This is a genomic window from Sporofaciens musculi, from assembly GCF_009830285.1.
Taxonomy (GTDB): Bacteria; Bacillota; Clostridia; order Lachnospirales; family Lachnospiraceae; genus Sporofaciens; species Sporofaciens musculi.
In genome coordinates this window covers 1,067,868-1,092,609 of the sequence record NZ_WUQX01000001.1, presented here as the reverse complement: position 1 = coordinate 1,092,609, position 24,742 = coordinate 1,067,868, and the positions used below count along the sequence as shown (strand labels likewise).

The window sequence follows — 24,742 nt, the reverse complement described above, 5'->3', positions numbered from 1 at the left end:
GGGCAAGCCTTACTCGTCCCGTGTTCTATCGCACATTACAGTAATTCCATAATTCCGTCTGCCATAGCTGTCAAAATAATACAACAAGATGTCGCTCCTGCATCCAGAACGCCTCTTGAACGCTCGCCAAGCCGACTGGAACGTCCGAATTTTGCTACCATATCTTTGGTAGAATCACGGCCTTGTGCCGCTGCTGCCTTCATTTCTTCTAATGCTTCTTTATAATCTTTGCCTGCTTCCCCTGCTGCCTTCAACACATCTACCGCCGGAGACAAGGTATCTACCAGTGTCTTATCTCCTACCTGTGCCTCTACAATATCCTGTAACTCCTTCAAGCCATTCTCAAGCATTGCGGCCAAATCTGCTACTCCAATCTCGTCAAAATCTTCGCCGGCATCTGCCATCCCCATTAAAATATTTCCGTAAATCGGACCCATTGAGCCGCCAATCTCAGAAAACAGGATTGTTCCAAGTTCATTCAGCCCTTCCGCGAAGCCGAATTCCTTATCTTTAAAACGGTCTTCAAACAAACTGAACCCCTTGTTCATATTCATACCATGGTCACCGTCTCCAATCAGTCCGTCCACTTCTCCAAGGTATGCTTTATTATCTTGGATGCCTTTTACCATCTTAAGCAGTACCGGTTTGCCGTCTGCGTTCTTAAATGTGCCCATCTTGCACTACCTCCATCCTCTCAGAACTCGTCTAAAACTGCTTTAATCCCATGCTGTTTGCCGGCATATCAATTAATTCCTTCAGCTCGTCGTCCAACTTCATAATTGTAAGGGTTGCGCCCATCATCTCCAATGATGTAAAGTAATTGCCCACATATGCCTTATGTGTCTTAATTCCTTTTTCTGCAAGCAGTTTATCAATCTCATCATAGAGAACATAAAGCTCCATGACCGGTGTTGCCCCAAGACCAGATACCAGTACAACTACCTCATCCCCTGACTCAAAGGGATAATCCGGCACAACTACGTCAACCATTCTCTTTGCCATCTTTTCAGCGGACTCAAGCTCACACACTTCGATTCCAGGCTCTCCGTGATGGCCGATTCCAACTTCCATCGTTCCGTCTTTGATTTCAAAATTCGGATGTCCAACTGCTGGAAGGGTACATGGCGTAAGACCGATTCCAACGGAACGGGTATTGTCAATGGCTTTCTGCGCCGCTGCAATAACCTCGTCAAGATCTCCGCCTTTTGCTGCTTTGGCTCCGCCTACCTTCCACATTAAGACTTCTCCTGCAACACCGCGGCGTTTCTCTCTCTGATCCTTCGGTGCAGAAGCCACATCATCATTCGCCACTACTGTCTTAACAGTAACTCCGGCCTTCTTAGCCATCTTTACTGCCATCTTTACATTCATGTTATCTCCGGAATAATTACCATACAGGCACGCAACACCTTTTCCCTGGTCCGCAACCTTTGCCGCATCCAGAAATGCCTGAGCCGTAGGTGATGAGCAGATCTCGCCTACCGCAACTGCATCACACAGGTTCTTTCCGCAGTAGCCTACAAAGGCCGGCTTGTGTCCAGAGCCTCCTCCGGTAATCACGCCAACTTTTCCTTCTGGAATATCTTTTGCCTTAACAACACGGGGATTCTCAGTTGCCTCCACAATATCGCTGTGGGCCTTCAGGAAACCTTTCAGCATCTCGTCTACAATTATATCTGGGTCATTCATTATACGCTGCATATCTTGTTCCTCCTAAACTACCGATAATTTATTATTTTCCGGTGCCGGACTGATTCTCATGATGAATCAGTCCAAGCTTAAACAGTTGTTTTTACTACTATGCCTCCATATCAGGTACAAGGACAACCTTCAAAGCGCCGCCCTCACCAGTCTTAGCAATGTGGAAGCCCTCCTCCCATTTCTCAAGTGGGAACTTGTGGGTTACAACCCCTTCCGTCGGCAGCTTTCCATTGCCAATCCACTCAATAACTGTGTCATAGCAGAACGGACTTAAATGTACGCCAAGAAGATCCAATTCTTTTCTGTCAGAGATAATACTCCAGTCAACCGTTACAGGAGCCCCGAATACTGAGAACTCAACGAAGCGTCCCATCTTACGGATACAGTCAAGCCCTTGCTGTACACTGGAGGGATGTCCGCTTGCCTCAATATAGATATCACAACCATAACCGCCTGTCATCTCTTTAATCTTTGCCACAACATCCTCTTTTCCAGGATTCATAACAATATCTGCACCGAACTCTTTTGCCTTCTCAAGACGTGCATCATTCATATCCAGAACAACCAGACACTTTGGATTCGCTTGCTTGATTGCCCCAACCATACCAAGTCCAAGGGTTCCTACACCAGACTGTACGACTACATCTGTAGTCTTAATCTGCGCGCGGTCTACACAGTGGAAGGAACAGCCATAAGGCTCAATCAGAGCTGCCTTCTCAATCGGCATATCTGCCGGTACAAGATAAGGGATGGCTTCTTTTGTTAATTTAACATACTCAGCCATACCGCCGTTTACATTGTTCTGGAAGCCAAAGAGGTCATGCTTCTCACACATCCAATGGCGGCCCGTCTTACAGAACATACACTCTCCACATGGAACAATCTGCTCAGGACAGATTCTGTCGCCAATCTTCCAGTTACCTTTTACGTTCGGTCCTATCTCAACAACCTTACCTACAAACTCATGTCCCGGAATCATAGGCTCTTTAATGTACTTCGGCTGTCCGTCAAATCCCCAGAAGCTTGCCGCGCCTGCAAATGCTTTGGTATCTCCTGCACAGATACCACATGCCTCTACCTTCAAGATCATCTCGCCCTCGCCGGCTCTGGGTGTATCCACCATCTCGAATCTGTAGTCTCCAGGTGCATACGCTACGATCGCTTTCATTTTTTCTGGTAAATTGCTCATAATAAACTACCTCCTGCTCTTATGTTGTTTATTTTTTAACCGACACACCGTCGATTTGATACCTTCTTAAATTACTTCTCTCTGATACGATCTCCTGACTCAAGATCAAACAAGTGGGTCTTCTCTCCGCGAACCTCCAGCTTGATGATATCGCCCTGTTTATAACGTGTCTCAGCATCCGTAATCAGCATCAAAAGCGTCTCTCCCACATGGATACCAATACGCCGCTCATCTCCAAGGTTCTCAAAAGTAGCAACCTCCTCTGAGGTACCCTTGGAATCAGGTCCGCCAATCAGCACGTCCATAGGACGAACGCCCATCTTACATTTAAAACCGTCTTTTACAACATTATTATAACGCTTCGGAACCTCAATCTCAAGGTTACTTCCGTCAAATGTAAATACAAAGTGATCCCCTTTGCCTCTGATCGTCGTCTCCAGAATATTCATCGGAGGCTCACCGATAAAGGATGCAACAAATTCATTGACCGGATCATCATATACCTCTGCCGGCGTACCGTACTGCTGAAGAACGCCGAAGTTGATGATCGCAATCTTATCTGCCAGTGACATGGCCTCTAACTGGTCATGTGTAACATAGATGGTGGTACACTTAATATCATTAATCAAACGCTTAATCTCTGTACGCATGGCCTGACGCGCCTTGCCGTCTAAGTGAGACAGCGGCTCATCCATCAGAAGGAGTTCAGGACGGCGGATGATGGCACGGGCAATATTGACACGCTGCTTCTGTCCTCCGGACAGCTTAACAGGCATCTTATCCAGGAGATCATCACACTGCATCAGAGGCGCAATCTCGCGGACACGCTTGTCAATCTCCGCCTTGTCAACCCCCTTGGCCTTCAGGTTAAAGGCAATATTGTTATACACCGTAAGCGGCGGGTACATAGCATAATCCTCAAAAGCCAGACCAATATGCCTATCCTTCGGATGAAGGTTGTTCACCAGAGTATCCCCGATATAGATCTCGCCCTTTGTAATATCCTCAAGTCCGGCCGTCATACGAAGGGTCGTTGTCTTACCGCATCCGGAGGGCCCTAACAGAGCAATAAACTCACCCTGCTCAGCCACGAGATTCAAGTCTTTTACCGCATAATCATTCTGCACAGACTTCTTTTTACCGGAATTCTCATACCGTTTATAAAGATGTTCAATTCTCAATCCTGCCATATTCTTAATCCTCCCGTATCGCAAAAGATCTAATCTCAGCTTCGTTGTATCGGGCTACATATTCTTTCGTGTCAGCATTAAAGAACATTGCATGCTCAAGCTTCATATCCACATAAACGTCCTGGTCAATCTTCACAGACAGTCCGTTCGGTGCAATCATACGAAGCTGCAGTTCACCCATCTCCGCAACAATAACCGACTTGTTACCAATACTCTCATAGCTGTATACAGTACACTTCAGATAGCCTTCCTTGGGTTCAAAAGAATACTTCAAATGCTGCGGCCTCATACCCATCTCAATCTTATCAAGACCAGCCTCGTCAAACTTCTTAAATAAATCCTTATCCATCGGAAGCTTATAAGCCTTGCCGCCGGCATTCATGGTGTAAGTGTAGCCGTCGCCGGACTTGGCCAGTGAGCCGCCGATAATATTAATCTCCGGATCACCCATCAACTGAGCGACAAATTCATTACACGGCATATAATATATCTCATCGCCGGTACCAATCTGGACAATATGTCCCTCGTTCACGATAGCAATTCTGTCACCCAGAGACATTGCCTCCATGAAGTCATGGGTTACGTAGATACTGGTCGTACCAAAATTCGCCTGAATCTCCTTAAGCTCAGTACGCATAGCGTTACGAAGCTTCGCATCCAGATGGGCAAGAGGCTCATCCATCAGATACACTCTTGGAGAACGAACCAGCGCCCGTCCCATAGCGACACGCTGCTTCTGTCCATTGGACAACTGGCTTGGGAGACGCTGCAAGAGATAATCCATCTTCATCATCTCTGCAATCTCCTGAATCTTATTCTTAATGTATTCCTCGTCCTTTTTATACAGATTACTTCTCAGAGGAGACGCCATATTATCATATACGGTCATCTGAGGATACAGGGCATAATTCTCGAATACCATGGCAGTATCCCTATGTGCCGCGTCCACAAGGTTCATAACATCTCCGTCAAATTTTACAACGCCCTCCTCCGGAATCTGGATACCTGCGATACAGTTCAGGATGGTTGTCTTACCGGCGCCGGCAGGCCCGAATAATACGAAGAATTCTTTATCCTTAATATCCAGTGTAACTCCGTCAAGTGCGGTAACTTTTCCAAATTTTTTCGTAACATTTTCCAACTGTATTCTTGACATATTCTCACACCTATCCCTTCACCGCACCGAAACTCAGACCACGAACCAGATGTTTCTGAATACAAAGTGCAAATATAATAGCCGGTAATGCAGATACTGTCGCCGCTACCGCAAGCTGTCCGTAGTGGGCGCTGTCAGTACCCAGGAACTTGGTAATCGCAACCGTAATCGGCTGAACATTGGTACCTGCCAGAATCAACGGGAACGTAAAGCTGTTCCATGCGAAAATAAAGGCAAGGAGGGCCGAGGATACAAGACCCGGCTTAATAAGCGGAATCAGCATCTTGAAGAAAATCTGATACCATGTGTAACCGTCAACCTGGGCCGCATGCTCAATCTCTACGGATATATCCTCAAAATATCCTCTTACAACCCAGATTAAAAGGGGCATAGAAATCAACTGGTATACCCAGATTAATCCAAAGTGGGTATCATAGATCCTAAGCTTCTGGAAAATCATAAACAACGGCAGTACAACCAGAATCTCAGGCGCAAATTTGAAGGAAAGAATCTGGAATGCAATATCCTCCTTCTTTGGGAAATTGTATCTTGCAAGCGCATATGCCGCAGGAACACCTGCAACAACAGATACGATAACCGCGCCTCCCGATACGATCAAACTGTCAATCATGTAACTTACATAATCTGAGTTAAACAATACTTCTTTGTAGTTATCCAGTGTCGGATTAAATACAAATGTTGTGGTGTACATCTGTGTATCCGGCTTAAAAGTAAGGATCACCATCCAAATTAATGGAAACAAAGCAAATATCGCATATATCACTAATAATAAATTCTGAACAACTGCGCTCAATAGCTTTTTATTTGAATTCATGCTTTACATCCTTTCTGACTTATTTTTCTACCATTCCAGTATAAAATTATTCTTCCAGACCAGCCGCCTGCTTCTGAGCTGCACGCTGTCTCTTAACAATCTGCTTCGCAACCATATTGATAAATGCCCAAAGTACAAGAATATACGGAAGCGCATATCCAAATTTCTGGAACTGGAAGCCTGTCTGATAGGAAGTCAGGGATAAGTTCATCAATGTATCTCCAGGGCCTCCCTTGGTCAAACCAAAGATAATCGCATATTCCTGCAGCGCTGCCATCAGACGGAACAACAATGCTATGTACAAACTTGGCTTCAGCATAGGCAATGTCAGATTGCGGAAATTAAACCAGGGACTTCCCCCATCAATCTTTGCTGACTCAAAGGGTGACTTCGGCAAAGACTGTAACCCTGCAAGCACCAATAACATACAAAACGACGTATTTACCCATACATCAATCATAACAACCGTCATCATTGCGGTCGATGCACCCGCAGCCCACGGGAAATTATATACTCCAAAAATATTCAAAAACTTCTCAACAATACCTACGGAGTTGTTCAGCATCAACTGCCAAATGATTGTAGCCGTAATCGGCGCTACCATCAATGGGAAGATTAATACGACTCTGAGAATCTTAGAAAATCTGTTATTAAGATTATTCAGAAGCATCGCAACACCCATTCCAAGTCCCATCTCAAACAGTGTGCTGAAGAACGCGTATCTAAGGGTTACCCAAACTGCCTTCCAGAATCCCGCTGATGAAAGAATGGAGATCCAGTTCTTCAATCCTACGAAACTATAATTCGGTAATCTGAAGGAGTAGCTTGTCAAAGAATAATAAATTGACATTACGAACGGAATCATAATACCAATCGTAATAAGCAATGCAGGAGCTACGATTAAGTATGGACGCATCCTGGTCTTAAACGGCACCACATTCAATTCGCTCACAGCAGCGCTGTTCTTATTCTGCTCTTTCATTATGTTTCCTCCAATTCTGATTTTCTCTTTTCCAAAAACGGTCAATATGAATTCAAAAAATCAAGGAGGGTCAGGTAACCCCTCCTTGCTTTCAACCCATATAACAAATGAATCAATCCCTATAGGGCCACTGTCTATTATTCAGACACTTCCAAATCAGCCACAACTGCATCAAGATCCTTCTTAAGCTGCTTCATAGCTGCCTCTGTGGATTCATATTTATCTGTAAGAACTAAGTCCTGAAGAACTTCTGCCCACTTTGTTGTACACTCGAAGAAATATGGCTGTGGTGTAAACTGGATCGTAGCGTTCTCTGACAGTATTGCGATAGACTCAAGATAATTCTCTGCAGAACCAACAGTCTCTTTGTACTCATCACTGTCCATTACAGACTGACGAGGAGTATCCGGACTAGCGCCTTCTGTACCGGAATACAGCATATACTCTGGGCTTGTAAAGTACTGTAAGAACATCCATGCAGCGTCTTTATTCTTGGAGTCAGCATTCATAGCCATTGACCAAATCCAAACGTTAGCCTTCATATCAGCCTCTGTCTTTCCTTCCGGAAGCGGAATTGTAGACCATGCAATGTTGCCGGACTGATCAGAAGCGCCCTCAAAGTTCTGGAAGTATCCAGCGCTGGTAGCGTCGAACAGCATAGCTGCTTTTCCTGCGCCAAGGTCAGAACTTGCTTCATACCATGTATAGTTGGACCACTGGCTTGGTCCGCCTGCCTTAATAAGCTCAACCCAATAATCAGTCATCTCGATTGCTTCTTTGGAATCAAGCTGGCAAACCAGTTTATCATCTTCGATTGCGAAATCCTGTCCGCCCCATGTTGCAAACAATGACATGTATCCAGGATGAATTGTAGCCCAGTCACGTGTACCACGAACTGCAACGCCGTAAGAACCAGAACCGTTAAACTCCTTAAGCGTCTTTGCCGTCTCTAACAGCTCATCCGTCGTTGTCGGAACTTCAAGTGACTTTTCCTCAAATACGTTCTTATTGTAAGCCAGGTTATTCAATTCCCATCCCATAGGAAGCGCCCACTGAGAGCCTTCACCTACAGCGTGTCCTGGAACCAGGTCCCAACGAAGTGAATCAACGGTTGCTGGAATAAAATCGTCAAAATTGTAATCAGATGCAGTCTTAGCCGGATTATTGATATAATCATCCAACGGCTCCATATAGCCGGCTGACGCATACTCCCATACCTGATAAGCGCCTGTCATGAATACGTCCGGCGTACCAGAACGGCTGCTTAAGGATGTATTCAGCTTATCGAAGTAGTTACCCTCCGGAGTAGATGAATACTCAACGGTGATACCCGTCTTCTCCTCAAACTCGTCAAGCTTAGAGATAACTGCCTTTGAATAATTATGTTCGTTAAACATTACGTTGATGGTCGTGCCGTCACAGTTCTTCCAGTCAAAATCTTCTGCACTACCCTTTTCAGCCTTCGTATCGTCTCCTCCGCCATTGCTGCTGCCGCCGTCTCCTCCGCCACAGCCTGCCAGCATTGTTGCTAACATTGTTGTACAAAGAAGTACGCTTACTAATCTTTTCTTCATTCTCGTTTTTTCCTCCCTTATCATTGTCTTCTGCGCAAAACTTCTTCCGTTCAGTTTACCTGCCCAAAACGAAAGATATGTTTTGTACGATTTGTTTAAATCAATTATATATCTCGCCATTACTTTTGTCAAGTTTTTTTACATTTATCGTTTTTATTATTCTGTCAATGCATTTTTTATATGATTTTTGATAAATTTTTATTAATTTTTTGTTTATTTTTTAACAAACACTATCCGTACCTTGATAAGATATCTTTTTTGGTGTATGATTAAAGCCATTGTATTACTTGCAATACATCAATGCCAATGCATACCTTAAAGGAGGAATCATTCATGAAATTTTTTGACTATAACAGCGGCTTTATGCGCTTCTCGTTACTGTTAAGCCGTCTTACCCTTCTAAATCTCATCTGGCTTTTATGCTGTATCCCGCTTGTTACTGCCGGCGCTTCCACGGCGGCTCAGTATTACAGCATCAAACAGCTTATAAACGGAGACACCGCAGTATTTAAAAACTTTCGCACCGGCATGAAGCTATATTGGAAAGGGGCTACTATTACCTGGCTGATTCTCGCCGTTCTTTCAGGCATTTTCTCCATGGCTTACTACATACTGACAACTGCCGATATACCCGCCCGCGCTGTGCTTCTGTCTGTTGCCGCACTGGCTTTTTTGACTTTGCTACTCACAATGCTCTGGGTATATCCGGTAATGATTAATTTCGTCGGCAATTTACGCGAAATCTTTTTCAATGCATTCATCTTCACTTTTATGTACGCGCCGCTTACCCTGATTGCCGCAGCCTTTTATGTGGCCGCCGGCTTCCTGCTGATCCGTTTTATACTGACGCGCGGACTGGTAATTCTCTTTGGTCAGGCGCTGGTTGTGTACGCGAATCTGAATCTTTTTGATAAAGTATTTCAGAAGTACCGCAAGACAGACGAGGCCTTATAAGTCAAAGGGGTATCGGATATCATATTCCGATACCCCTTTTTACAGTTTCATTAAAACTTGAATGCCACCTTAAAATCTCCGTATTTGCCGGATGCATAGTCGAATGCCTTCTCCCACTCCTCAATGGCAAACATGCTGGATACCACGCCTTCTGTCTTTAAATTGCCCTTCATCATATTCTCAATTACAAACGGATATGCGTATGGGCTCAAATGTGAGCCAAGGATATCAAGCTCTTTGCGGTCCCCGATAATGGACCAGTCTACAGAAGTCTCTGAGCCAAATACGCTGAACTCTACAAAACGTCCAAGCTTACGCGTGATGGTCAGTCCCTGGATAACACTTGAAGGATGTCCGGTCGCTTCAATATATACGTCACATCCATAGTCGTCTGTCAGAGCCTTAATCTCCTTGTCAATGTCACATTTTCCAGGATTGAATACCAGGTCTGCGCCAAATTCCTTGGCCTTCTCAAGACGAACATCCTGCATATCAAGGACGATTAACAGCTTCGGATTCTTCATTCTTGCATATGTAATCATTCCAAGACCAAGAGTTCCCGCGCCGGAGATTACTACCACATCCTCGTTCGTAATGCTGCCTCGGTCTACGGCATGCTTAGAGCATCCATAAGGCTCTACCAGAAGCGCTTGCTCAAGAGTCATATCTTCCGGCACTCTGCTCAATACACAGTTCTTCGGATATCTTACATACTCAGCCATTCCGCCGTTATTGTAAGACTGGAAGCCAAGCATATCGTGAGGCTGGCACATCCAGTAATGTCCATCCTTACAGAATCGGCATTTTCCACAGGGAACAATCTGATCTGCAATAATGCGGTCTCCTAACTCATAGCCTTCCACATTCTCACCCATCTCAACAATACGTCCAAAGAACTCGTGTCCAGGAATGAACGGCGGCTTCACCCAAGAGGGCTGCACCTCGTCTCCCCAGAACATTGCCGCACCATGACTGCACTTCAAATCTCCCGCACAGATTCCACATGCCTCTGTCTTAATAATAATGTCATCCGGCCCACATTCCGGTGTAGGATATTCCGGCTCAAAACGGTAATCATCCTTACTGTACGCTACCAACGCCTTCATTGTCTTTGGAGTACTTCCTTTGTTTGCCATAATTGTTTTCCACCTTTCTTAAAATAAAAATATTTTATACTTCAAACTGTCCCCAGACAGTATCAAGTGCTTTGCTGACTGCACGATATTTTTCGTATTTTTTCTGATAGATTGCAGTCCTCTCCGAATTCGGATAAATACGGTCGGACACATGTACCATATGCTCTGCCGCCTCTTTGTAATCCTTATAGACTCCCGCCGCAATGGCCGCTGCCATGGCGCTGCCAAGGGCTCCTAACTCTTTGGCATTAACCGTCTCAACCGGAAATCCCAACGCGTCTGCAAACATCTGAACCCAGGTCTTGGAATTTACCGCCCCGCCTGCCATACGGATTGCCTCCGGCGGCTTTCTGGATGAAAGCAGCTTCTCGATATGGGTTCTGTGTGAAAATACCACGCCCTCATAAATAGCCCGCAGCATATGGGCCTTGTTATGGTAAGTCGTCAGACCGATAAACGCGCCTTTGCCCAAAGGATGGGCATTAGAGCCATAGAGGAAGGGCAGGAAATACACGTCGCACTCCTCCGGCTTCACGCTCTCCACCTTCTCATTAATCACTCTGTAAAGGCTGCTGCCCTCCGGAATCTGCTCATTCTCCATACAATTCTCCAGGAACCATTCCAGATTGCCGGAGGAGGTGGCGCTGCACTCCTCCACCAGATAATAGCCCGGCATTGCAAAGAGAGAATTCATAGCAATACTTCCATCCATAACAGGCTTTTCGGAAATGTATTCGTTAATACTCCATGTTCCCGCAATGGTGCACAACTCCTTCGGTGATGTAACGTCCACCGCCACAGCGCAGGCATCAATATCAAACATACCGCCCGCAACCGGCGTCCCCTCCGGAAGTCCGGTAAGCCCGGAGGCTTCTTTTGTAATCTTACCGCAAAGATCATAGGAATACTTCACAGGCGCAAGCTTATCATACACCTCCCCGATTCCTAACTTCTCAAGAATCTCCCTGTCAAACCTCGCATGCTTCACGTCCATCAAGCCTGAGCCAGAGATGTCTGTCGCCTCACAGTACGCCTCCCCTGTGAGACGGAACCGTACATAATCTTTTACAGAAAAAACATACTTTATATTGTCGTATACATCTCTGTGATGGTCCTTAAACCATGCAAGCAGCGACACCTGCTGGCAAGCCATAAATTCCTGACAGAGACAGTCGTGGAGCTCCTTATGTACGCCGCTTTCATACCATTTTTGCGGGTACTTCCAGGCCCGACTGTCAGTAGAAATAATACCGTTATATGCAGGCTTATTGTCCTTGCCCCATGGATACAGTCCCTTGCCATGTCCGCATACGGCAATCCCCAGTACATCCTCTCCGTCGATTCCCGCCTTCAAAATCGCATTCTTCACACACTCGCAGTTGGCAAGCCACAATTCCTCCATATCTCTCTCGGTATAGCCTGACTTCGGGGTAATTACTTTCGTCTGCTTTCCCGCTGTCGCAATCTCGTTCCCGCTTAAGTCGAAAATCGCTGCCTTGGTGGATGTACCGCCATTATCCAACCCAATTACATATTGTCCCATATCAAAACACTCCTTTCCTTCGTCCTTAGAATTACAACAACTCTTTTGCCTTCGCAAACTGCTCATCAAGGAAAATGCGGTTTTTCCTTACAATCTCTTTCCAGTTTTCTTCACCCGTATACCAGAATTCCGCTACATATCTGCGGATTCCCTGTTTATATAATTGGACGATTGCCGCGGGGAAATCCACCTGTCCAGTCCCGTAGGGAATCTCACGGAACTTACCTGGTACCGTCTCCTTTAAATGGGCTGCGGCGATATGGCCTTTACCCGTAATAATATCCCCCACCACATCCTTTGTGGCATTGGAAATGTTACCGATATCCGGATATACCTGCAAATAGGGGGAATTCACACGGTTCACAGCATACATCGCCTTCTCCACCGTATTCATAAAATCATTCTCCATCGTCTCCATGGCAAGCATCACGCCATGAGAGGCCGCGAACATGGTTCCCTCCTCCAGATTCCGATAGAACCTCTCCTTCGTCTCCTCATTACTCGTTTCTTCATAGTAACAGTCATACCCTTGGGTCTGGATTATACGGATTCCCATCTTTCTGGCAAAAAGAACACACTTTTCCAGCAGCTCCTTTGCCTCCCTCTCCCACTTTTTACTTCCCAATGGATACTTCCTCTGAGCGCTGAAGCAGATTGTCTCTATGGGAAGCCCCACCTTCTTCTGAGCCTCAAGAAGCTCATAAATCTGCTCATCCGTCCAGTTAAGGCGGGACATACGCATATCGGTCTCATCTATGCTCATCTCTATGTAGTCAAACCCTGCCTCCTTGGCGACGGTAAGCCGTTCCTCCCATGTAAGCTCTACCGGAACTGCCTTCTCGTAAATCCCTATACGATATGTATCCTTAAACCCCATATAGCGCCTCCTTATTCATTCACATTCGTATTTCTTATATAATTTGCACAAATATTATTAGAATCATTATACATTTGTTGAGCAAAAAAGGCAATGACATTTTTCCACTATTTTTACTTTTGTACGAAATTCACCTAAAAAACTTGACTTAGAATTCTACCTCTTATATGATATAGAAAAGAACATGGAATTATCATAAAGGAGGACAAGAGGATCATGAAAATAGCTATTGGTTGTGACCCAAATGCACAGGAAGCAAAAGAACAGCTCATCACATTTATGGAGTCAAAGGGTTATGGTGAGATTACAGACTTTGGAAGCGAGGACCCAATCTACGCCAATACCGCTATCGCAGTTGCAGAGGCAGTTGCCGCTAAGAAATATGACCGTGGAATTCTGCTGTGCGGAACAGGCATCGGCGTATCTCTCGCGGCCAATAAAGTAAAGGGCGCATATGCGGCTCTGATTTCCGACGTATACTCTGCCAAGAGGGCACGTCTGAGCAATGACGCTAATATCGCCTGCCTGGGAGCCTTTACTACCGGAAACAAACTACGCGAAGAATTAATCGACGCATTTCTGACAAACGAATTCGTACCAGGATGCTCGTCACAGCCGAAGGTAGATGCATTTGTAGCATACGAAAAAGAGCACTAGGACAATGGACAAGAAAAGGCTGCCAGGAGATTCTCCCGACAGCCTTGACAATTCTATTCTATTAATCAGCAATCTTAATCATTGCTTTCCCTGCCCGCCGATACTCAGGCTTGGTAAAGACGTCCACAATATCGTCCAACGGAACCACATTCGTAATCAGGCTCTCAAGCTCAATCATTCCAGATTCCAATACACGGATTGCACGCTCAAATGTATAGGGATTAATGAACGATGACGTAATGGTAAGCTCCTTTTTGAACACATCGTCCGGCTTCAGAGGATAGGAATCCTCCGGTGAAGCCAGCCCGAAGTACATAACGGTTGCGCCCTTTCCCGCGAACTTTACTGCATCCGCCTGGGTATGTATGTTGCCCACACATTCGATTACAACATCAACATTCTCACAGTAATCGTTCAATACAGCCTGTACATCCTCCTCTATGGGGTTAATCACCTTCGTTGCGCCAAGCTTTAACGCCTGATTCCGCTTCTCCTCCACAGGCTCGGACATGATTACCCTTGCCGCCCCTGCATTCTTTGCTAACTGCAACATAATCATACCAATGGGGCCTCCGCCCATAACAAGAACTGTACATCCAGACTTGATATTACAGAGATCGATTCCATGAAGACAGCAGGAAATCGGCTCTGCCATCGCCGCCTCCATAAAGCTTAGGCTGTCAGAAAACTTATATACCTGCTTCTCACGCATGATCACATACTCGGCAAAGCCTCCGTCTACCGTTGTTCCCACACCCACATTATTGGTACAAAAATGCTGCATTGCATTCTTACAGAAATAGCACTCCCCACACATATCGTTGGGGTCACCGCTGACTCTGTCACCTACTTTTACCGTCGTAACCGCCGAGCCTACCTTGGCAACAACGCCGGAAAATTCATGCCCTGGGATAAGGGGCGGATTTACTTCAAAGGAACCTCCGTCCCCGTTAAAAATGTGGATGTCTGTACCGCACACTCCACAGTATTTTACCTGAATCATAACTTCGTTGTCTCTAAGCTCTCTTACAGGTACTTCTTCCACCCTCAAATCCTGGGGGCCATGGTATACTGCTGCTTTCATACTAATACCTCCTGTTTTTGCAACCAATTTGCACAGCATTTATATGCCGTTATATTATAAACCATTTTTTTCAAAAAATCTCGGAAAATATACTATTTACCGAGATTTTTCATACCTAAAATTAATTCGCCTGTCTTTTTTTCTGATAGCAGTCAAACCCAACGGCAAGTACAAGTACGATTCCCAACACAATATTCTGTACCCAACTGTTCAGGTTAATCAATACCATACCATTATTCAGAGCGCTGATAATAAACGTACCGGCCACGACTCCTGACATCCTTCCTGAACCGCCAGATACGGATACTCCGCCTAAAACGACGCAGGTAATTACCTTAAATTCATATCCAAGACTTGCGTTTCCCATACCGGAATTCACACGAGACAACAATACAAGGCCTGCTAATCCTGCAAAGAACCCAGAAAGAGCGAATACCAGATACTTTACTCTTCCTGTACGGATACCGGAAAGCCTTGCCGCCTCAATATTACCGCCAACCGCATAAAAATAACGTCCAAAATAGGTCTTGTTCAGAATAAACGCACCAAGGGCAAAACAAATAATCATGATAATAACTGGTACTGGTACAGGGCCAACCTTACCCTGCCCAAATACTTTGAAGGACTCTGTAAAACCATTAATTGGCTGTCCGTCACAGATAATCAAAGCGATACCGGAAAATGCTGTCTGGGTGGCAAATGTGGCAATCAACGCCGGAATCCCTATGGTTGATACCATGAAGCCGTTCAAAATCCCGATCAGCGTAGACGCAGCCAGCGTAATAATAATCGCCAGCGCCATTGGCACGCCCATATGTACCATCAGATAAGAGCATAATACATTTACAAATGTAATAACAGAACCTGTTGCCAGGTCAATATCGCCAAGCAGGATTACGAACGTCATACCTACAGAGGCAATCCCCCATACCGCTACCTGCCGAAGCATGATTAACAGATTGGTTGCCGTAATAAATCTTGGGTTTGCAATGGTAAATCCAACACAAAGTACAATAAACACTACCCATATTGCCTGACTCTTAATTATATTCCCTAATTTATTTTCCTTCATCCTTCTACCCTCCTACTCATTTGACGCCGCAGATGCATATGTCATGATCGTCTCCTGGCTGAATTCTTCCTTATTAAGTTCACCGGTCATATTCCCCTCAGCCAATACAAGAATCCTGTCGGACATACCCATCAATTCTTCCATCTCAGAAGAAATCATCAAAATCGACTTTCCTTCCTTCTCCACAAGATCGTTCATCAATTTGTAAATCTCGTACTTCGCACCAATATCAATCCCTCTGGTGGGTTCATCAAAGATAATCAGCTCTGAGTTCGCTGCCATCCATCTTCCAAGAATTACCTTCTGCTGGTTTCCGCCGCTTAGGTTCTTAATAAGCTGATTCAGGTTTGGCGTCTTTATTGCCATGTTCTTCTGATATTTCTCTGCAATCTCCTGCTCAAGCTTCTCGTCAATGACGCTGAAACGGGAATTCCTCTCATAGATTGGCATATTAATATTATTCTTGATTGATATCCCAAGCATAGCCCCATGGCGTTTTCTGTCCTCCGGCACCAGAGCGATTCCAAGATCAATCGCCTCTCGCGGACTCTTGGGATCAATCTCCTTCCCTTTATAGAACATCTGGCCCGACTTCTTAGGTACAGAGCCAAAAATCATCTCCGCAAGCTCTGTACGCCCTGCGCCCACCAGACCTCCAAGTCCCAGAATCTCACCCTTATGCAGCTTCAAATTAATATTCTTGTCGCCGTTTCCGGTTACATTTTTAAGCTCAAGCACCACTTCATTTTTATCGATACAGTTTCCTCTCGGCGGATATGTCTCCGTCAGTTCCCGACCAACCATAAGCTGAATCAGCTCCTCCACCTGGCTCTCCTTTGTAATCAGCGTCTTCACGTACTCACCGTCGCGAATGACTACAATACGGTCTGAGAGACGGTAGATTTCCTCCAGCCTGTGTGAGATGTAGATAATGGAAACGCCTTTTTTCCTTAACAGCTCCACCACCTCAAACATGCTCTCTACCTCTGCGCTGGTCAGCGGGGCGGAAGGCTCATCCATAACCAAAATCCTTGCATTCTGCTGGATTGCTTTCGCAATCTCAACCATCTGCTGATAACCCACGGTCAAATCCTTCATCATTGCTTTGGGATCAATCTTGATATGTAACTGTTCAAATGCTTTTGCCGCTTCTTCCTCCATGGCTTTCTTGTCAATAACAATGCCTTTTCTGATTGGACGTCCCAGGAACAAATTTTCCGCCGCTGATAATTCCTTTACATTATTAAACTCCTGGTAAATAATGGCAATTCCATTTTCTGACGCAAGCTGAGGCGTCATACTGGAAAATTCTTTCCCGTTCACTATAATCTTACCGGAGGTGGGGATTACCGCTCCGGAGCAGCATTTGATTAACGTAGATTTTCCCGCGCCATTTTCCCCGATTAGTGCAAGAATCTCCCCTGCTTTCAGTTCCAATGTAACATCTTTCAGTGCAACGACACCTGGGTATTCTTTCCTTATATGTTGTAACTGCAATACATATTCTTCGCTCATATTCGTCCCCCGTGACTATACTTTCTATTACATTCCTTTGAGTATCTGATCAACATTGTCCAGCGTAATCGGTCCGATGGCACGGTATATATTCTTGCCTGACGAGAAGTCGTCACCGGATAAGATTCGCTCAAACATGTCGGCGCAGGCCTTTGCCGTATCTTCGTTGGAGCCTTCAAATCCAACAATCGCCCTGACCGCCTCATTTCCTGCTTTCAGTGAATCCAACTGCTGCAGTGTAACGTCCGTGGTAATCACGCCATAGTTTTCCGGAATCTTTCCCTTGCCAAACTCTGCAAGAAGCGCTTCATTCGAGCCAATCATGGCTCCTGCACAGACGCCTACGAATACATTTGCATCCGGATGGGCGGACATAACCGTCTCCACATTCGTCTGAGCCTCAGGCGCCTCAAGGCCATCCACCTCGGCAATAATCTCATAGTTGTCCTCGCAGTTTTCCTCAAGTCCTTCCTTGATGCCATCCGCTCTCTCAAGCAAAACCTTCGTGGACGGATATCCGATTACCGTTACCTGCGCCTTCTCATCCTTGGTGTAGTGCTCATTGATGAACTCTGACGCCGTCTTACCAATCTCTCTTCCAAGTTCTGTGTTATCGAGAACCCAGTTCGCCGTGGTATTCTCCATGGGATCATCCCAACACATAACTTTAATGTCCGCCTCCATCGCTTCACTGCAGATTCCCTCGACGGACTGGGCGTCTGCTGGATGAACCATGATCAAGTCGCATCCCGATATGATGAAATTCTCCACCTGACCTACCTGTGTTCCGGCGTTGTTATCACAGCCCACAATCGTGTACTCCCAGCCTCTTGCCTCCATCTCCTGCTCAAGCTTTCCCATAACGCCTGCCCAGTACGCATTGGACAGATTCTGGATCGTGATACCCACCTTAATGGTACCATCGTCACGCGTGCCCGCACATCCCATCAGCATGAGTCCGACCATGGACACGCACAAAAGCGCTGCCACAATCCTTTTCTTCATACCTTTTCCTCCTTCTTAAAAAATAATATATTTTATATAGCTACGCTATCAGCTATCCCGAATCATAGAATGATTCGTTTATATTTATATCTGCAAACCCCCAGAGCCTTTATCAGACAGCATCTTGGATTCTTGCAGATATAAATATGCCTGTATCTCAGCGTCCTGCCTCATTGTTCTCTGGCAAATCCATGTCGGATTTACTGACGAGCCAATGAGACAAGACCATTTCCCTGCTGGTACTATTAACTAGAAACAAGTAAACGCGCCGTCTACCACAATGTCTGACCCTGTCGTAAAGCTGCTGGTGTCTCCGGCAAGATATACCACTATGGACTGCAGTTCTTCCGGCTTTCCAAGCCTTCCCATAGGAGCCATGTCATTCCACTTGGCAATCAGCGGCTTCAATGCCTCTGAATTAAGCGTCAAATCGGTTCCGATATATCCCGGACTGATGCAGTTTACACGAACCCCTGTCTTTGCCCACTCTACTGCCAGCGACTTCGTCAGCATGATAACTCCTGCCTTCGATGCGTTATATGCGCACTGGGGCTGGGGAACATTTACAATATGTCCAGACATGGAGGCAGTATTGATGATTGAGCCATACCCCTGCTTAAGCATTACCCGCCCTGCTGCCGTTGCACACAAGAATACTCCTGTCAGATTAATGTCAATTACTTTCTTCCACTGTTCAAATGTCATCTCCTCGGCCGGCACATTCAGACAGATTCCTGCATTATTAAAACATGCGTCCAGCTTGCCATATGTATCCACCACTTTTGCGACCATGGCTTCAACCTCATCCTTTTTCGTCACGTCGCACTGGACTGCAATAGTCTTGGAGCCTGTGGCCTGTGCAATCTCCTGAGCCGCTTTTTTAGCGCCTTCAATATTAACATCCACAATCGCTACGTCTGCCCCTGCTTCTGCCAGCGCTGTTGCTACGGATTTACCGATTCCGCTTGCCCCTCCTGTCACATAGATTGCCTTGCCGTCCAGTCTCATTTTCTCAATAATTCCCATCTTGTTTTCCTCCTTGTTAATCTTGTAACCATTTTCATCTCAAATTGATTACACACTTATTTTTGCTTTCGTACATCTCTTTTATAAAACGCTTTTATAAAAGTTGTTTTTATTATAAAACTTTGATGGATTTCTAACAAGACATAAATTCAAACAAATTTTGAAAATTATTTTTTTATCTAATTTGCACAATACCTTTCTATTTATTTTTGTTTTATTCTTTATTAATGTATTTATTTAAGTCTTTTATAAATTGTTTATATATTACCACAGTTCTTCTCAGATTTCAACTAATTTTTAATTTTTTTTGTTTGCAAGTTTTATATTTTATTCGCAAACATAACAAAAAGACGATGCTCATTTTAAAACAACGAGCATCGTCTTGCCTATATTACTCTATATTTTATTTGGCAATCTTTACAACAGCCTTTACAATCTCCGCCTTTTCGTTAATACTTCTGTCCATAGCCGTCTGAATATCATCAAAATCGAAAATATGGGTTGCGATTCCTTTCAGATTCACTTTCCCCTGCTCAACTGCATCAATCGCCATTGGATAGATGTGACGGTAGCGGAATACTGTCTTGAATGTAACCTCTTTATCCAGCGCAAGACTAATCATCAAGTTCATCATGCCTGTCTTACCATAGCCTACCAGTACAATGTTCGCCCCTTTGCGCACCGTCTGGATCGCCTGATTGGTGGTAATCTCTGTACCTGCTGTTTCCACAGCCAGGTCAAAGCCTTCCCCGCCGGTCAATTCCTTTGCCTTCTCTAATACATCAACTTCTTTTCCATTGATAACGCCGTCTGCTCCCAGCTCTAAGGCTTTTTCCAAACGCTTCTCCATAATATCCACCACATAGACTTTGGAAACACCGCATGCCTTTAGCGCCATCATGGATACAAGACCAATACAGCCTGCGCCGAATACCACCGCCGTCTGTCCTGCCTGGGCGCCTCCCTGCTTTGCCGCATGGAAACCAACCGCCAGAGGCTCAATCAGCGCACCCTCCAGCGTGCTTACGTTATCCGGCAGCTTGAAGCACAAATCAGCTTCGTGTGCCACATACTCCTGGAATACACCGTCAACCGGCGGCGTTGCAAAGAACACCACATCCGGACAGAGATTATATTTCCCTTCCCGACAGAACTTGCATTTTCCACAGGTCTTTCCTGGCTCTAATGCAACACGGTCGCCTACCTTCAGATGGGTTACGTCTTTTCCAACCTCCATCACGACTCCACCTGGCTCATGGCCAAGTACGAAGGGTGGTTCTACCACATAATCTCCAATCCTGCCCGTCTCATAATAGTGCATGTCGCTTCCGCAGATTCCTACGTATTCCAGCTTTACCAGAACCTCGTTGTCCTTAGGGGACGGAATCTGCCTCTCGGTGTAGCCCATCTTGCCGATTCCATTCATTACTGCTACCTTCATTGTTCCTTCCATCTCACTTATCCTCCTTATATTTTCGAGATATATTTTTCTATCTGATAAAGTGCGGCTCCGTATGCAGACGCTTCCTCCCGACAACCGCATACCCGAACATATTCCCCGCTTCCGCCAAAAATGTTCTTATTGGCAACGAGGTCTTTAAGCTGTCCAATATAAGGGCCCATGTAATTGCCCACATATCCTCCAAGCACCACCTCGCAGTCAAAACACATTCTCAGATTATCCACCGCAATCGAAAGGTCGCTTAGATACTCGTTCCAAAGCTGCCGGTACTCCTCCCTGCCCGACTCCATTTTCTCAAAAAAAGCGCGCAGATTCCCGTCTTCCAGCTTTGCCAGATTGGACGCCGAGCAATAGGCGTCAAGACACCCCTTCTTACCGCAATAACACATCTTTCCCTCAGGATGGATGACCATATGGCCAAACTCACCGCTTCGCCAGTTATTTCCCATATACATGGAGGCATTCTCTGTGCTGACTTCTGTTCCCCCATTGCTCTTTATCTCATCCGCAAAAATCACCGCGCCTCCTACGGAATTACTGAGAGAAAGATAAATCATATTACTGTCATACCTCTTACAGCACACATCCTCCGTAATGGCGGCCGCGTTCGCGTCGTTGAGCAGCTCACAAGAATAGGGTATATAAGCCGCCCACTTTTCCATGGATACCTCCTTGATTCCCAACACATGGGAATCCGTCAGAAGATTCTTCTGCCTGTCTACAATTCCCGGAAGGGCAATTCCAACTCCTTCTATCTTCTCCTCAGGTATTCGGTTCCTGACTATGAATTCTCTAAGCAGTTCTGCAAGCTCTTGAAAATACAATTCTTCATAGCGAAAAGGCTTGCGGATTCTCTCATGCTCAAGCGCCTTCCTGTCAAGGTCAGTGTAGACGAAACCAACATGATTCTTTGTAATATCCATCCCCACAGCATATCTTACATCCCTGACGCTGGCGATGGCCTTCGCCTTCCTTCCTCCAGTGGACTTAAGCTCTCCTACTTCCTTGACCACTCCGGCACTTTTTAATTCATTTATAATCGTCAAAACCGTAGGCCCGCTGATATCCAACGCAGACGAGATGTCCGGCATACTCGTCTCGCTCTGACTGTGCACATAGCGGAACACTCGGTTTCTGTTTAGTTTTTTTACTTCCAGGCTATTGGTTCCTCGTTTCATCTCTTTGCCTTTCCGCCTTATAAACTTTTTTAACTAGTTTAATCAAGCATTTTCTAAACTATATTTATATTACCATAATTACATGAAAATTTCAACTGTAAAGATTCTACAGATTATATATTTTCTAAAAATTCATCAATATAGAACAACGCCGCACCCGCAGCAGAGGCTTCTACCTTATACTGACATTCCACAAGATAGTCCTTCGCCCTGTCTCCAAAAGGATTCCTCTCATCCACCCGTCTGTATATATCATCCAGATATTTTCCCATATACGCACCCACATATCCGCCCAATATCACCATACCGTCAAACAACATCCGGACATTGTGGATTGCCCTTGACAGGTGGTCAAGATACGTATTCCACAAACTTCTCGCTGTCTCATCCCCATTCTCCAAGAGATGGAAAAATTCTTCCAGGCTTCCCTCCGTATAGTCTGTAAGTTTTCCCGCTCTGCAAACAGTATCAAAACAGCCTCTTCTTCCACAGTAGCACAGCTCGCCGCCCTCCGAAACAACTTCCAAATGTCCGATTTCGCCGCCCTTATGGGTGTTTCCCTCATAGATTGCATCGTCGATAATCACCGAACCGCCCACACTGTTGCTTAAACTGATATAAAATGCATTCTGAAACTTATGGTTTGTCCATGTCTCCCGATATCCTGCCGCGTAAGAATCATGGACCAGGCGGCTTCGGTAGGGCACGTACGCGGCAATTTCTTCCCTCCGCCTCCTGGTAAAGTTCAATGCCTTACCGTACTCTATGTATTCACCATCATTGGAGATTAAGCTCTGTACAGAGATTCCCACCCCTAACAGGTTCGTATCTGCAATCTGGGCATCCCTTTTTACACATTCTACAACTTCACCAATCTCCCGCAGATACAAATCATCCTCCAGGTTGAATTGTATCCGGCGTCTCTCCATACTGACAATCTCTCCGGATAAATCTACCGCCACAGCGGTGATGTGATTCGCAGTTATGTCAACGCCAATGGCTGTCCTTGCATTTTTTATATAAGAAAATGCGGTAGCGTTCCTTCCTCCTGTATGCTTAATTTTACCGGAGGTATCAATCAAACCTTGCTTCTTTAAATAATCCAGATTCGCAGTTACTGTAGGCAGGCTCAACTGCATATCCACAACAATCTCCTGTTTGGATACAGACCCGCGCTCTCTTATATATTGATAAATATTCTGTCTGTTCTTTGCCTTTATTTCATTCGCACTTATTTTATCTGTTCCCATCCGTCTTTCCATCCCATTTCTTCTATAGTTACTGTTCACTCCCAATTATCAATAAATCTCCTTTGACTATCTCTGCTCATATCAGTATAATAATATAGAGTTTTTCACAATGGAGGTATATTAATCTTGAATATGAATTTAAATCAGCTTGCAATGATTCAAAAACTGAAAGGTTGTATGGACCGTTTTCGACTGAACCATCCAAAATTCCCTTTATTTTTAAACGCCGTCTCTCAGGATGCACTGATAGAGGGGGCTGTCGTCGAAATTACTGTTACGACGCCAGAGGGAAAAAATTACTGCTCTAATCTCAAGCTGAAACAGGAGGATCTGGAATTCATCGAGTGTTTGAAAGCACTTCGCCAGAGTTAAATGGAGCCGGCAGGCTCCTTTTCTCTACTCTACACCCTTCTTTCCACAAATATCTGCAAGGCAGCATCTGTCGCAGTACGGCTTCGTCCTTGCTGTACAGACGTCTCTCCCATGGTAGACCAGCCGATGGCAGAAATCACTTCCCTCCTTAGGCGGGATAAGCTTCCACAATTCCATCTCTACTTTCTTCGGGTCTTTGATTCCATCCACAAGACCCATGCGGTTTACCAGGCGGATACAGTGGGTGTCTGTTACGATTGCCGGCTCTCCAAATACATCTCCCATAATCAGATTCGCACTCTTACGTCCTACCCCCGGAAGCTTTAGAAGCGCATTAAAATCCTTGGGAATTTTACCGCCGTATTCCTCTTTCAATATCTTCATACAGCCGCTAATATCCCTTGCCTTGCTCTTTCCAAGACCGCAGGGCCGTACGATTTCCTCGATCTCCTCCGGCTCTGCTGCTGCCAGTGCGTCTACGTCGGGAAACTTCTTATATAAATCCTCCACCACAACGTTTACCCTTGCATCTGTACACTGTGCAGCCAATCGGACGCTGACCAGTAATTTCCAAGCCTGGTCATAGTCCAGCGTACAGCCTGCGTCGGGATATTCCTTTTTCAATCGCTCAATTATCTCAAGAGCCAGTTTCTTTTTTGTCATAAATGCCCTCCTCCTTTGTGCAACGCCCCTTTATCTTCTGAATCTCTTTTATTTTAGTTTGTGCCTTCTTATTTTATCACCTTCACTCCAACATTCCAACCACTTGAATCAATTCTTTCTTTAATATCATTTTAAGAATCTTTCGATTTGTTTAAGGGAATGAACATATTTTAGACACATTTACCTTGTATACTTAGAGTCAGATAGTTGAAGAACATATCAACTATCTTCCCCCCTCACAAAGTATAGCACCTTGGGATTTATCCCAGGTGCCGCACTTTACTCTCATTCCTTTTAGATAACTATAACAACGGCAAGACA

Annotated in this window: 23 protein-coding genes; 3 read left to right on the top strand and 20 right to left on the bottom strand. The window is 45.3% G+C overall.

Features of this window, described 5'->3' with window-relative positions; all coding sequences use genetic code 11:
• Window positions 1–35: 35 nt before the first annotated feature.
• From dhaL to GN277_RS05345, 8 genes are all read right to left on the bottom strand, one after another.
• Window positions 36–674 carry a dihydroxyacetone kinase subunit DhaL gene (gene dhaL, locus GN277_RS05380; RefSeq protein ID WP_159750165.1) on the bottom strand — a complete coding sequence of 213 codons (639 nt, stop codon included), beginning with the start codon at window positions 672–674 and terminating at the stop codon, window positions 36–38.
• A gap of 31 nt (window positions 675–705) precedes the next feature.
• Complete coding sequence (locus GN277_RS05375) at window positions 706–1,701, bottom strand: dihydroxyacetone kinase subunit DhaK (protein WP_159750164.1); 996 nt, start codon at window positions 1,699–1,701, stop codon at window positions 706–708.
• A gap of 97 nt (window positions 1,702–1,798) precedes the next feature.
• Window positions 1,799–2,890, bottom strand: coding sequence for an alcohol dehydrogenase catalytic domain-containing protein (locus GN277_RS05370; RefSeq protein WP_159750163.1), 1,092 nt, complete (start codon window positions 2,888–2,890; stop codon window positions 1,799–1,801).
• 71 nt (window positions 2,891–2,961) lie between these two features.
• Complete coding sequence (locus GN277_RS05365; RefSeq protein ID WP_159750162.1) at window positions 2,962–4,080, bottom strand: ABC transporter ATP-binding protein; 1,119 nt, start codon at window positions 4,078–4,080, stop codon at window positions 2,962–2,964.
• Between the two features lie 4 nt (window positions 4,081–4,084).
• On the bottom strand, window positions 4,085–5,236 hold the full coding sequence (locus GN277_RS05360; RefSeq protein ID WP_159750161.1) for an ABC transporter ATP-binding protein: 1,152 nt from the start codon (window positions 5,234–5,236) through the stop codon (window positions 4,085–4,087).
• Between the two features lie 10 nt (window positions 5,237–5,246).
• Window positions 5,247–6,071, bottom strand: a complete 825-nt coding sequence (locus tag GN277_RS05355) for a carbohydrate ABC transporter permease (protein ID WP_159750160.1) — start codon at window positions 6,069–6,071, stop codon at window positions 5,247–5,249.
• A gap of 46 nt (window positions 6,072–6,117) precedes the next feature.
• A complete protein-coding gene (locus tag GN277_RS05350; RefSeq protein ID WP_159750159.1) occupies window positions 6,118–7,053 on the bottom strand; it encodes a carbohydrate ABC transporter permease in 936 nt (311 codons plus the stop codon).
• A gap of 137 nt (window positions 7,054–7,190) precedes the next feature.
• A complete protein-coding gene (locus GN277_RS05345) occupies window positions 7,191–8,627 on the bottom strand; it encodes an ABC transporter substrate-binding protein (RefSeq protein ID WP_159750158.1) in 1,437 nt (478 codons plus the stop codon).
• A gap of 333 nt (window positions 8,628–8,960) precedes the next feature.
• On the opposite strand from GN277_RS05345, the gene GN277_RS05340 reads away from it, so the two are divergent.
• The gene (locus tag GN277_RS05340) at window positions 8,961–9,581 is read left to right on the top strand and encodes a DUF624 domain-containing protein (protein ID WP_159750157.1); all 621 of its coding nucleotides are present in this window, start codon (window positions 8,961–8,963) and stop codon (window positions 9,579–9,581) included.
• 50 nt (window positions 9,582–9,631) lie between these two features.
• Here the strand turns inward: GN277_RS05340 and GN277_RS05335 are convergent, their stop codons facing one another.
• Genes GN277_RS05335 through GN277_RS05325 form a run of 3 tightly spaced genes read right to left on the bottom strand, consistent with a single transcriptional unit; the run spans window position 9,632 to window position 13,137 of the window.
• Window positions 9,632–10,717 carry an alcohol dehydrogenase catalytic domain-containing protein gene (locus tag GN277_RS05335; RefSeq protein ID WP_159750156.1) on the bottom strand — a complete coding sequence of 362 codons (1,086 nt, stop codon included), beginning with the start codon at window positions 10,715–10,717 and terminating at the stop codon, window positions 9,632–9,634.
• A gap of 34 nt (window positions 10,718–10,751) precedes the next feature.
• A complete protein-coding gene (locus GN277_RS05330) occupies window positions 10,752–12,260 on the bottom strand; it encodes an FGGY-family carbohydrate kinase (RefSeq protein WP_159750155.1) in 1,509 nt (502 codons plus the stop codon).
• 31 nt (window positions 12,261–12,291) lie between these two features.
• Complete coding sequence (locus GN277_RS05325; RefSeq protein WP_159750154.1) at window positions 12,292–13,137, bottom strand: L-ribulose-5-phosphate 3-epimerase; 846 nt, start codon at window positions 13,135–13,137, stop codon at window positions 12,292–12,294.
• 216 nt (window positions 13,138–13,353) lie between these two features.
• Between GN277_RS05325 and GN277_RS05320 the strand changes: the two genes are divergently transcribed.
• The gene (locus tag GN277_RS05320) at window positions 13,354–13,794 is read left to right on the top strand and encodes an RpiB/LacA/LacB family sugar-phosphate isomerase (protein WP_159750153.1); all 441 of its coding nucleotides are present in this window, start codon (window positions 13,354–13,356) and stop codon (window positions 13,792–13,794) included.
• Between the two features lie 61 nt (window positions 13,795–13,855).
• Here GN277_RS05320 and GN277_RS05315 read toward each other — a convergent pair whose 3' ends face one another.
• The 8 genes from GN277_RS05315 to GN277_RS05280 form a co-directional block, all read right to left on the bottom strand.
• Window positions 13,856–14,878 carry a zinc-dependent alcohol dehydrogenase family protein gene (locus GN277_RS05315; protein ID WP_159750152.1) on the bottom strand — a complete coding sequence of 341 codons (1,023 nt, stop codon included), beginning with the start codon at window positions 14,876–14,878 and terminating at the stop codon, window positions 13,856–13,858.
• A 121-nt stretch (window positions 14,879–14,999) separates the two neighbouring features.
• Window positions 15,000–15,950 (bottom strand): ABC transporter permease, encoded by a 951-nt coding sequence (locus GN277_RS05310; RefSeq protein WP_159750151.1) that lies wholly within the window; start codon window positions 15,948–15,950, stop codon window positions 15,000–15,002.
• Between the two features lie 12 nt (window positions 15,951–15,962).
• Window positions 15,963–17,465, bottom strand: a complete 1,503-nt coding sequence (locus GN277_RS05305; protein WP_159750150.1) for a sugar ABC transporter ATP-binding protein — start codon at window positions 17,463–17,465, stop codon at window positions 15,963–15,965.
• A gap of 27 nt (window positions 17,466–17,492) precedes the next feature.
• Window positions 17,493–18,470: a sugar ABC transporter substrate-binding protein gene (locus GN277_RS05300; RefSeq protein WP_159750149.1), complete on the bottom strand. Its 978-nt coding sequence runs from the start codon at window positions 18,468–18,470 to the stop codon at window positions 17,493–17,495.
• A gap of 249 nt (window positions 18,471–18,719) precedes the next feature.
• Entirely contained in the window at window positions 18,720–19,496 is a 777-nt protein-coding gene (locus GN277_RS05295; protein WP_159750148.1) for an SDR family oxidoreductase, read from the bottom strand.
• Window positions 19,497–19,899: 403 nt separating this feature from the next.
• Window positions 19,900–20,949: an NAD(P)-dependent alcohol dehydrogenase gene (locus tag GN277_RS05290; protein WP_159750147.1), complete on the bottom strand. Its 1,050-nt coding sequence runs from the start codon at window positions 20,947–20,949 to the stop codon at window positions 19,900–19,902.
• 14 nt (window positions 20,950–20,963) lie between these two features.
• Window positions 20,964–22,136: an ROK family transcriptional regulator gene (locus GN277_RS05285; protein WP_159750146.1), complete on the bottom strand. Its 1,173-nt coding sequence runs from the start codon at window positions 22,134–22,136 to the stop codon at window positions 20,964–20,966.
• A 113-nt stretch (window positions 22,137–22,249) separates the two neighbouring features.
• Window positions 22,250–23,386: an ROK family protein gene (locus tag GN277_RS05280; RefSeq protein WP_159750145.1), complete on the bottom strand. Its 1,137-nt coding sequence runs from the start codon at window positions 23,384–23,386 to the stop codon at window positions 22,250–22,252.
• A 132-nt stretch (window positions 23,387–23,518) separates the two neighbouring features.
• On the opposite strand from GN277_RS05280, the gene GN277_RS05275 reads away from it, so the two are divergent.
• Window positions 23,519–23,758 carry a hypothetical protein gene (locus GN277_RS05275; RefSeq protein WP_204162814.1) on the top strand — a complete coding sequence of 80 codons (240 nt, stop codon included), beginning with the start codon at window positions 23,519–23,521 and terminating at the stop codon, window positions 23,756–23,758.
• Between the two features lie 24 nt (window positions 23,759–23,782).
• Here GN277_RS05275 and GN277_RS05270 read toward each other — a convergent pair whose 3' ends face one another.
• The gene (locus GN277_RS05270) at window positions 23,783–24,421 is read right to left on the bottom strand and encodes an endonuclease III domain-containing protein (RefSeq protein WP_159750143.1); all 639 of its coding nucleotides are present in this window, start codon (window positions 24,419–24,421) and stop codon (window positions 23,783–23,785) included.
• Between the last annotated feature and the right edge of the window lie 321 nt (window positions 24,422–24,742).

Excerpts from the sequence above, each read along its gene's own strand:
- dhaL (WP_159750165.1), bottom strand. The coding sequence starts at position 674 with ATGGGCACATTTAAGAACGCAGACGGCAAACCGGTACTGCTTAAGATG.
- GN277_RS05375 (WP_159750164.1), bottom strand. The coding sequence starts at position 1,701 with ATGCAGCGTATAATGAATGACCCAGATATAATTGTAGACGAGATGCTG.
- GN277_RS05370 (WP_159750163.1), bottom strand. The coding sequence starts at position 2,890 with ATGAGCAATTTACCAGAAAAAATGAAAGCGATCGTAGCGTATGCACCT.
- GN277_RS05365 (WP_159750162.1), bottom strand. The coding sequence starts at position 4,080 with ATGGCAGGATTGAGAATTGAACATCTTTATAAACGGTATGAGAATTCC.
- GN277_RS05360 (WP_159750161.1), bottom strand. The coding sequence starts at position 5,236 with ATGTCAAGAATACAGTTGGAAAATGTTACGAAAAAATTTGGAAAAGTT.
- GN277_RS05355 (WP_159750160.1), bottom strand. The coding sequence starts at position 6,071 with ATGAATTCAAATAAAAAGCTATTGAGCGCAGTTGTTCAGAATTTATTA.
- GN277_RS05350 (WP_159750159.1), bottom strand. The coding sequence starts at position 7,053 with ATGAAAGAGCAGAATAAGAACAGCGCTGCTGTGAGCGAATTGAATGTG.
- GN277_RS05345 (WP_159750158.1), bottom strand. The coding sequence starts at position 8,627 with ATGAAGAAAAGATTAGTAAGCGTACTTCTTTGTACAACAATGTTAGCA.
- GN277_RS05340 (WP_159750157.1), top strand. The coding sequence starts at position 8,961 with ATGAAATTTTTTGACTATAACAGCGGCTTTATGCGCTTCTCGTTACTG.
- GN277_RS05335 (WP_159750156.1), bottom strand. The coding sequence starts at position 10,717 with ATGGCAAACAAAGGAAGTACTCCAAAGACAATGAAGGCGTTGGTAGCG.
- GN277_RS05330 (WP_159750155.1), bottom strand. The coding sequence starts at position 12,260 with ATGGGACAATATGTAATTGGGTTGGATAATGGCGGTACATCCACCAAG.
- GN277_RS05325 (WP_159750154.1), bottom strand. The coding sequence starts at position 13,137 with ATGGGGTTTAAGGATACATATCGTATAGGGATTTACGAGAAGGCAGTT.
- GN277_RS05320 (WP_159750153.1), top strand. The coding sequence starts at position 13,354 with ATGAAAATAGCTATTGGTTGTGACCCAAATGCACAGGAAGCAAAAGAA.
- GN277_RS05315 (WP_159750152.1), bottom strand. The coding sequence starts at position 14,878 with ATGAAAGCAGCAGTATACCATGGCCCCCAGGATTTGAGGGTGGAAGAA.
- GN277_RS05310 (WP_159750151.1), bottom strand. The coding sequence starts at position 15,950 with ATGAAGGAAAATAAATTAGGGAATATAATTAAGAGTCAGGCAATATGG.
- GN277_RS05305 (WP_159750150.1), bottom strand. The coding sequence starts at position 17,465 with ATGAGCGAAGAATATGTATTGCAGTTACAACATATAAGGAAAGAATAC.
- GN277_RS05300 (WP_159750149.1), bottom strand. The coding sequence starts at position 18,470 with ATGAAGAAAAGGATTGTGGCAGCGCTTTTGTGCGTGTCCATGGTCGGA.
- GN277_RS05295 (WP_159750148.1), bottom strand. The coding sequence starts at position 19,496 with ATGGGAATTATTGAGAAAATGAGACTGGACGGCAAGGCAATCTATGTG.
- GN277_RS05290 (WP_159750147.1), bottom strand. The coding sequence starts at position 20,949 with ATGGAAGGAACAATGAAGGTAGCAGTAATGAATGGAATCGGCAAGATG.
- GN277_RS05285 (WP_159750146.1), bottom strand. The coding sequence starts at position 22,136 with ATGAAACGAGGAACCAATAGCCTGGAAGTAAAAAAACTAAACAGAAAC.
- GN277_RS05280 (WP_159750145.1), bottom strand. The coding sequence starts at position 23,386 with ATGGGAACAGATAAAATAAGTGCGAATGAAATAAAGGCAAAGAACAGA.
- GN277_RS05275 (WP_204162814.1), top strand. The coding sequence starts at position 23,519 with ATGAATTTAAATCAGCTTGCAATGATTCAAAAACTGAAAGGTTGTATG.
- GN277_RS05270 (WP_159750143.1), bottom strand. The coding sequence starts at position 24,421 with ATGACAAAAAAGAAACTGGCTCTTGAGATAATTGAGCGATTGAAAAAG.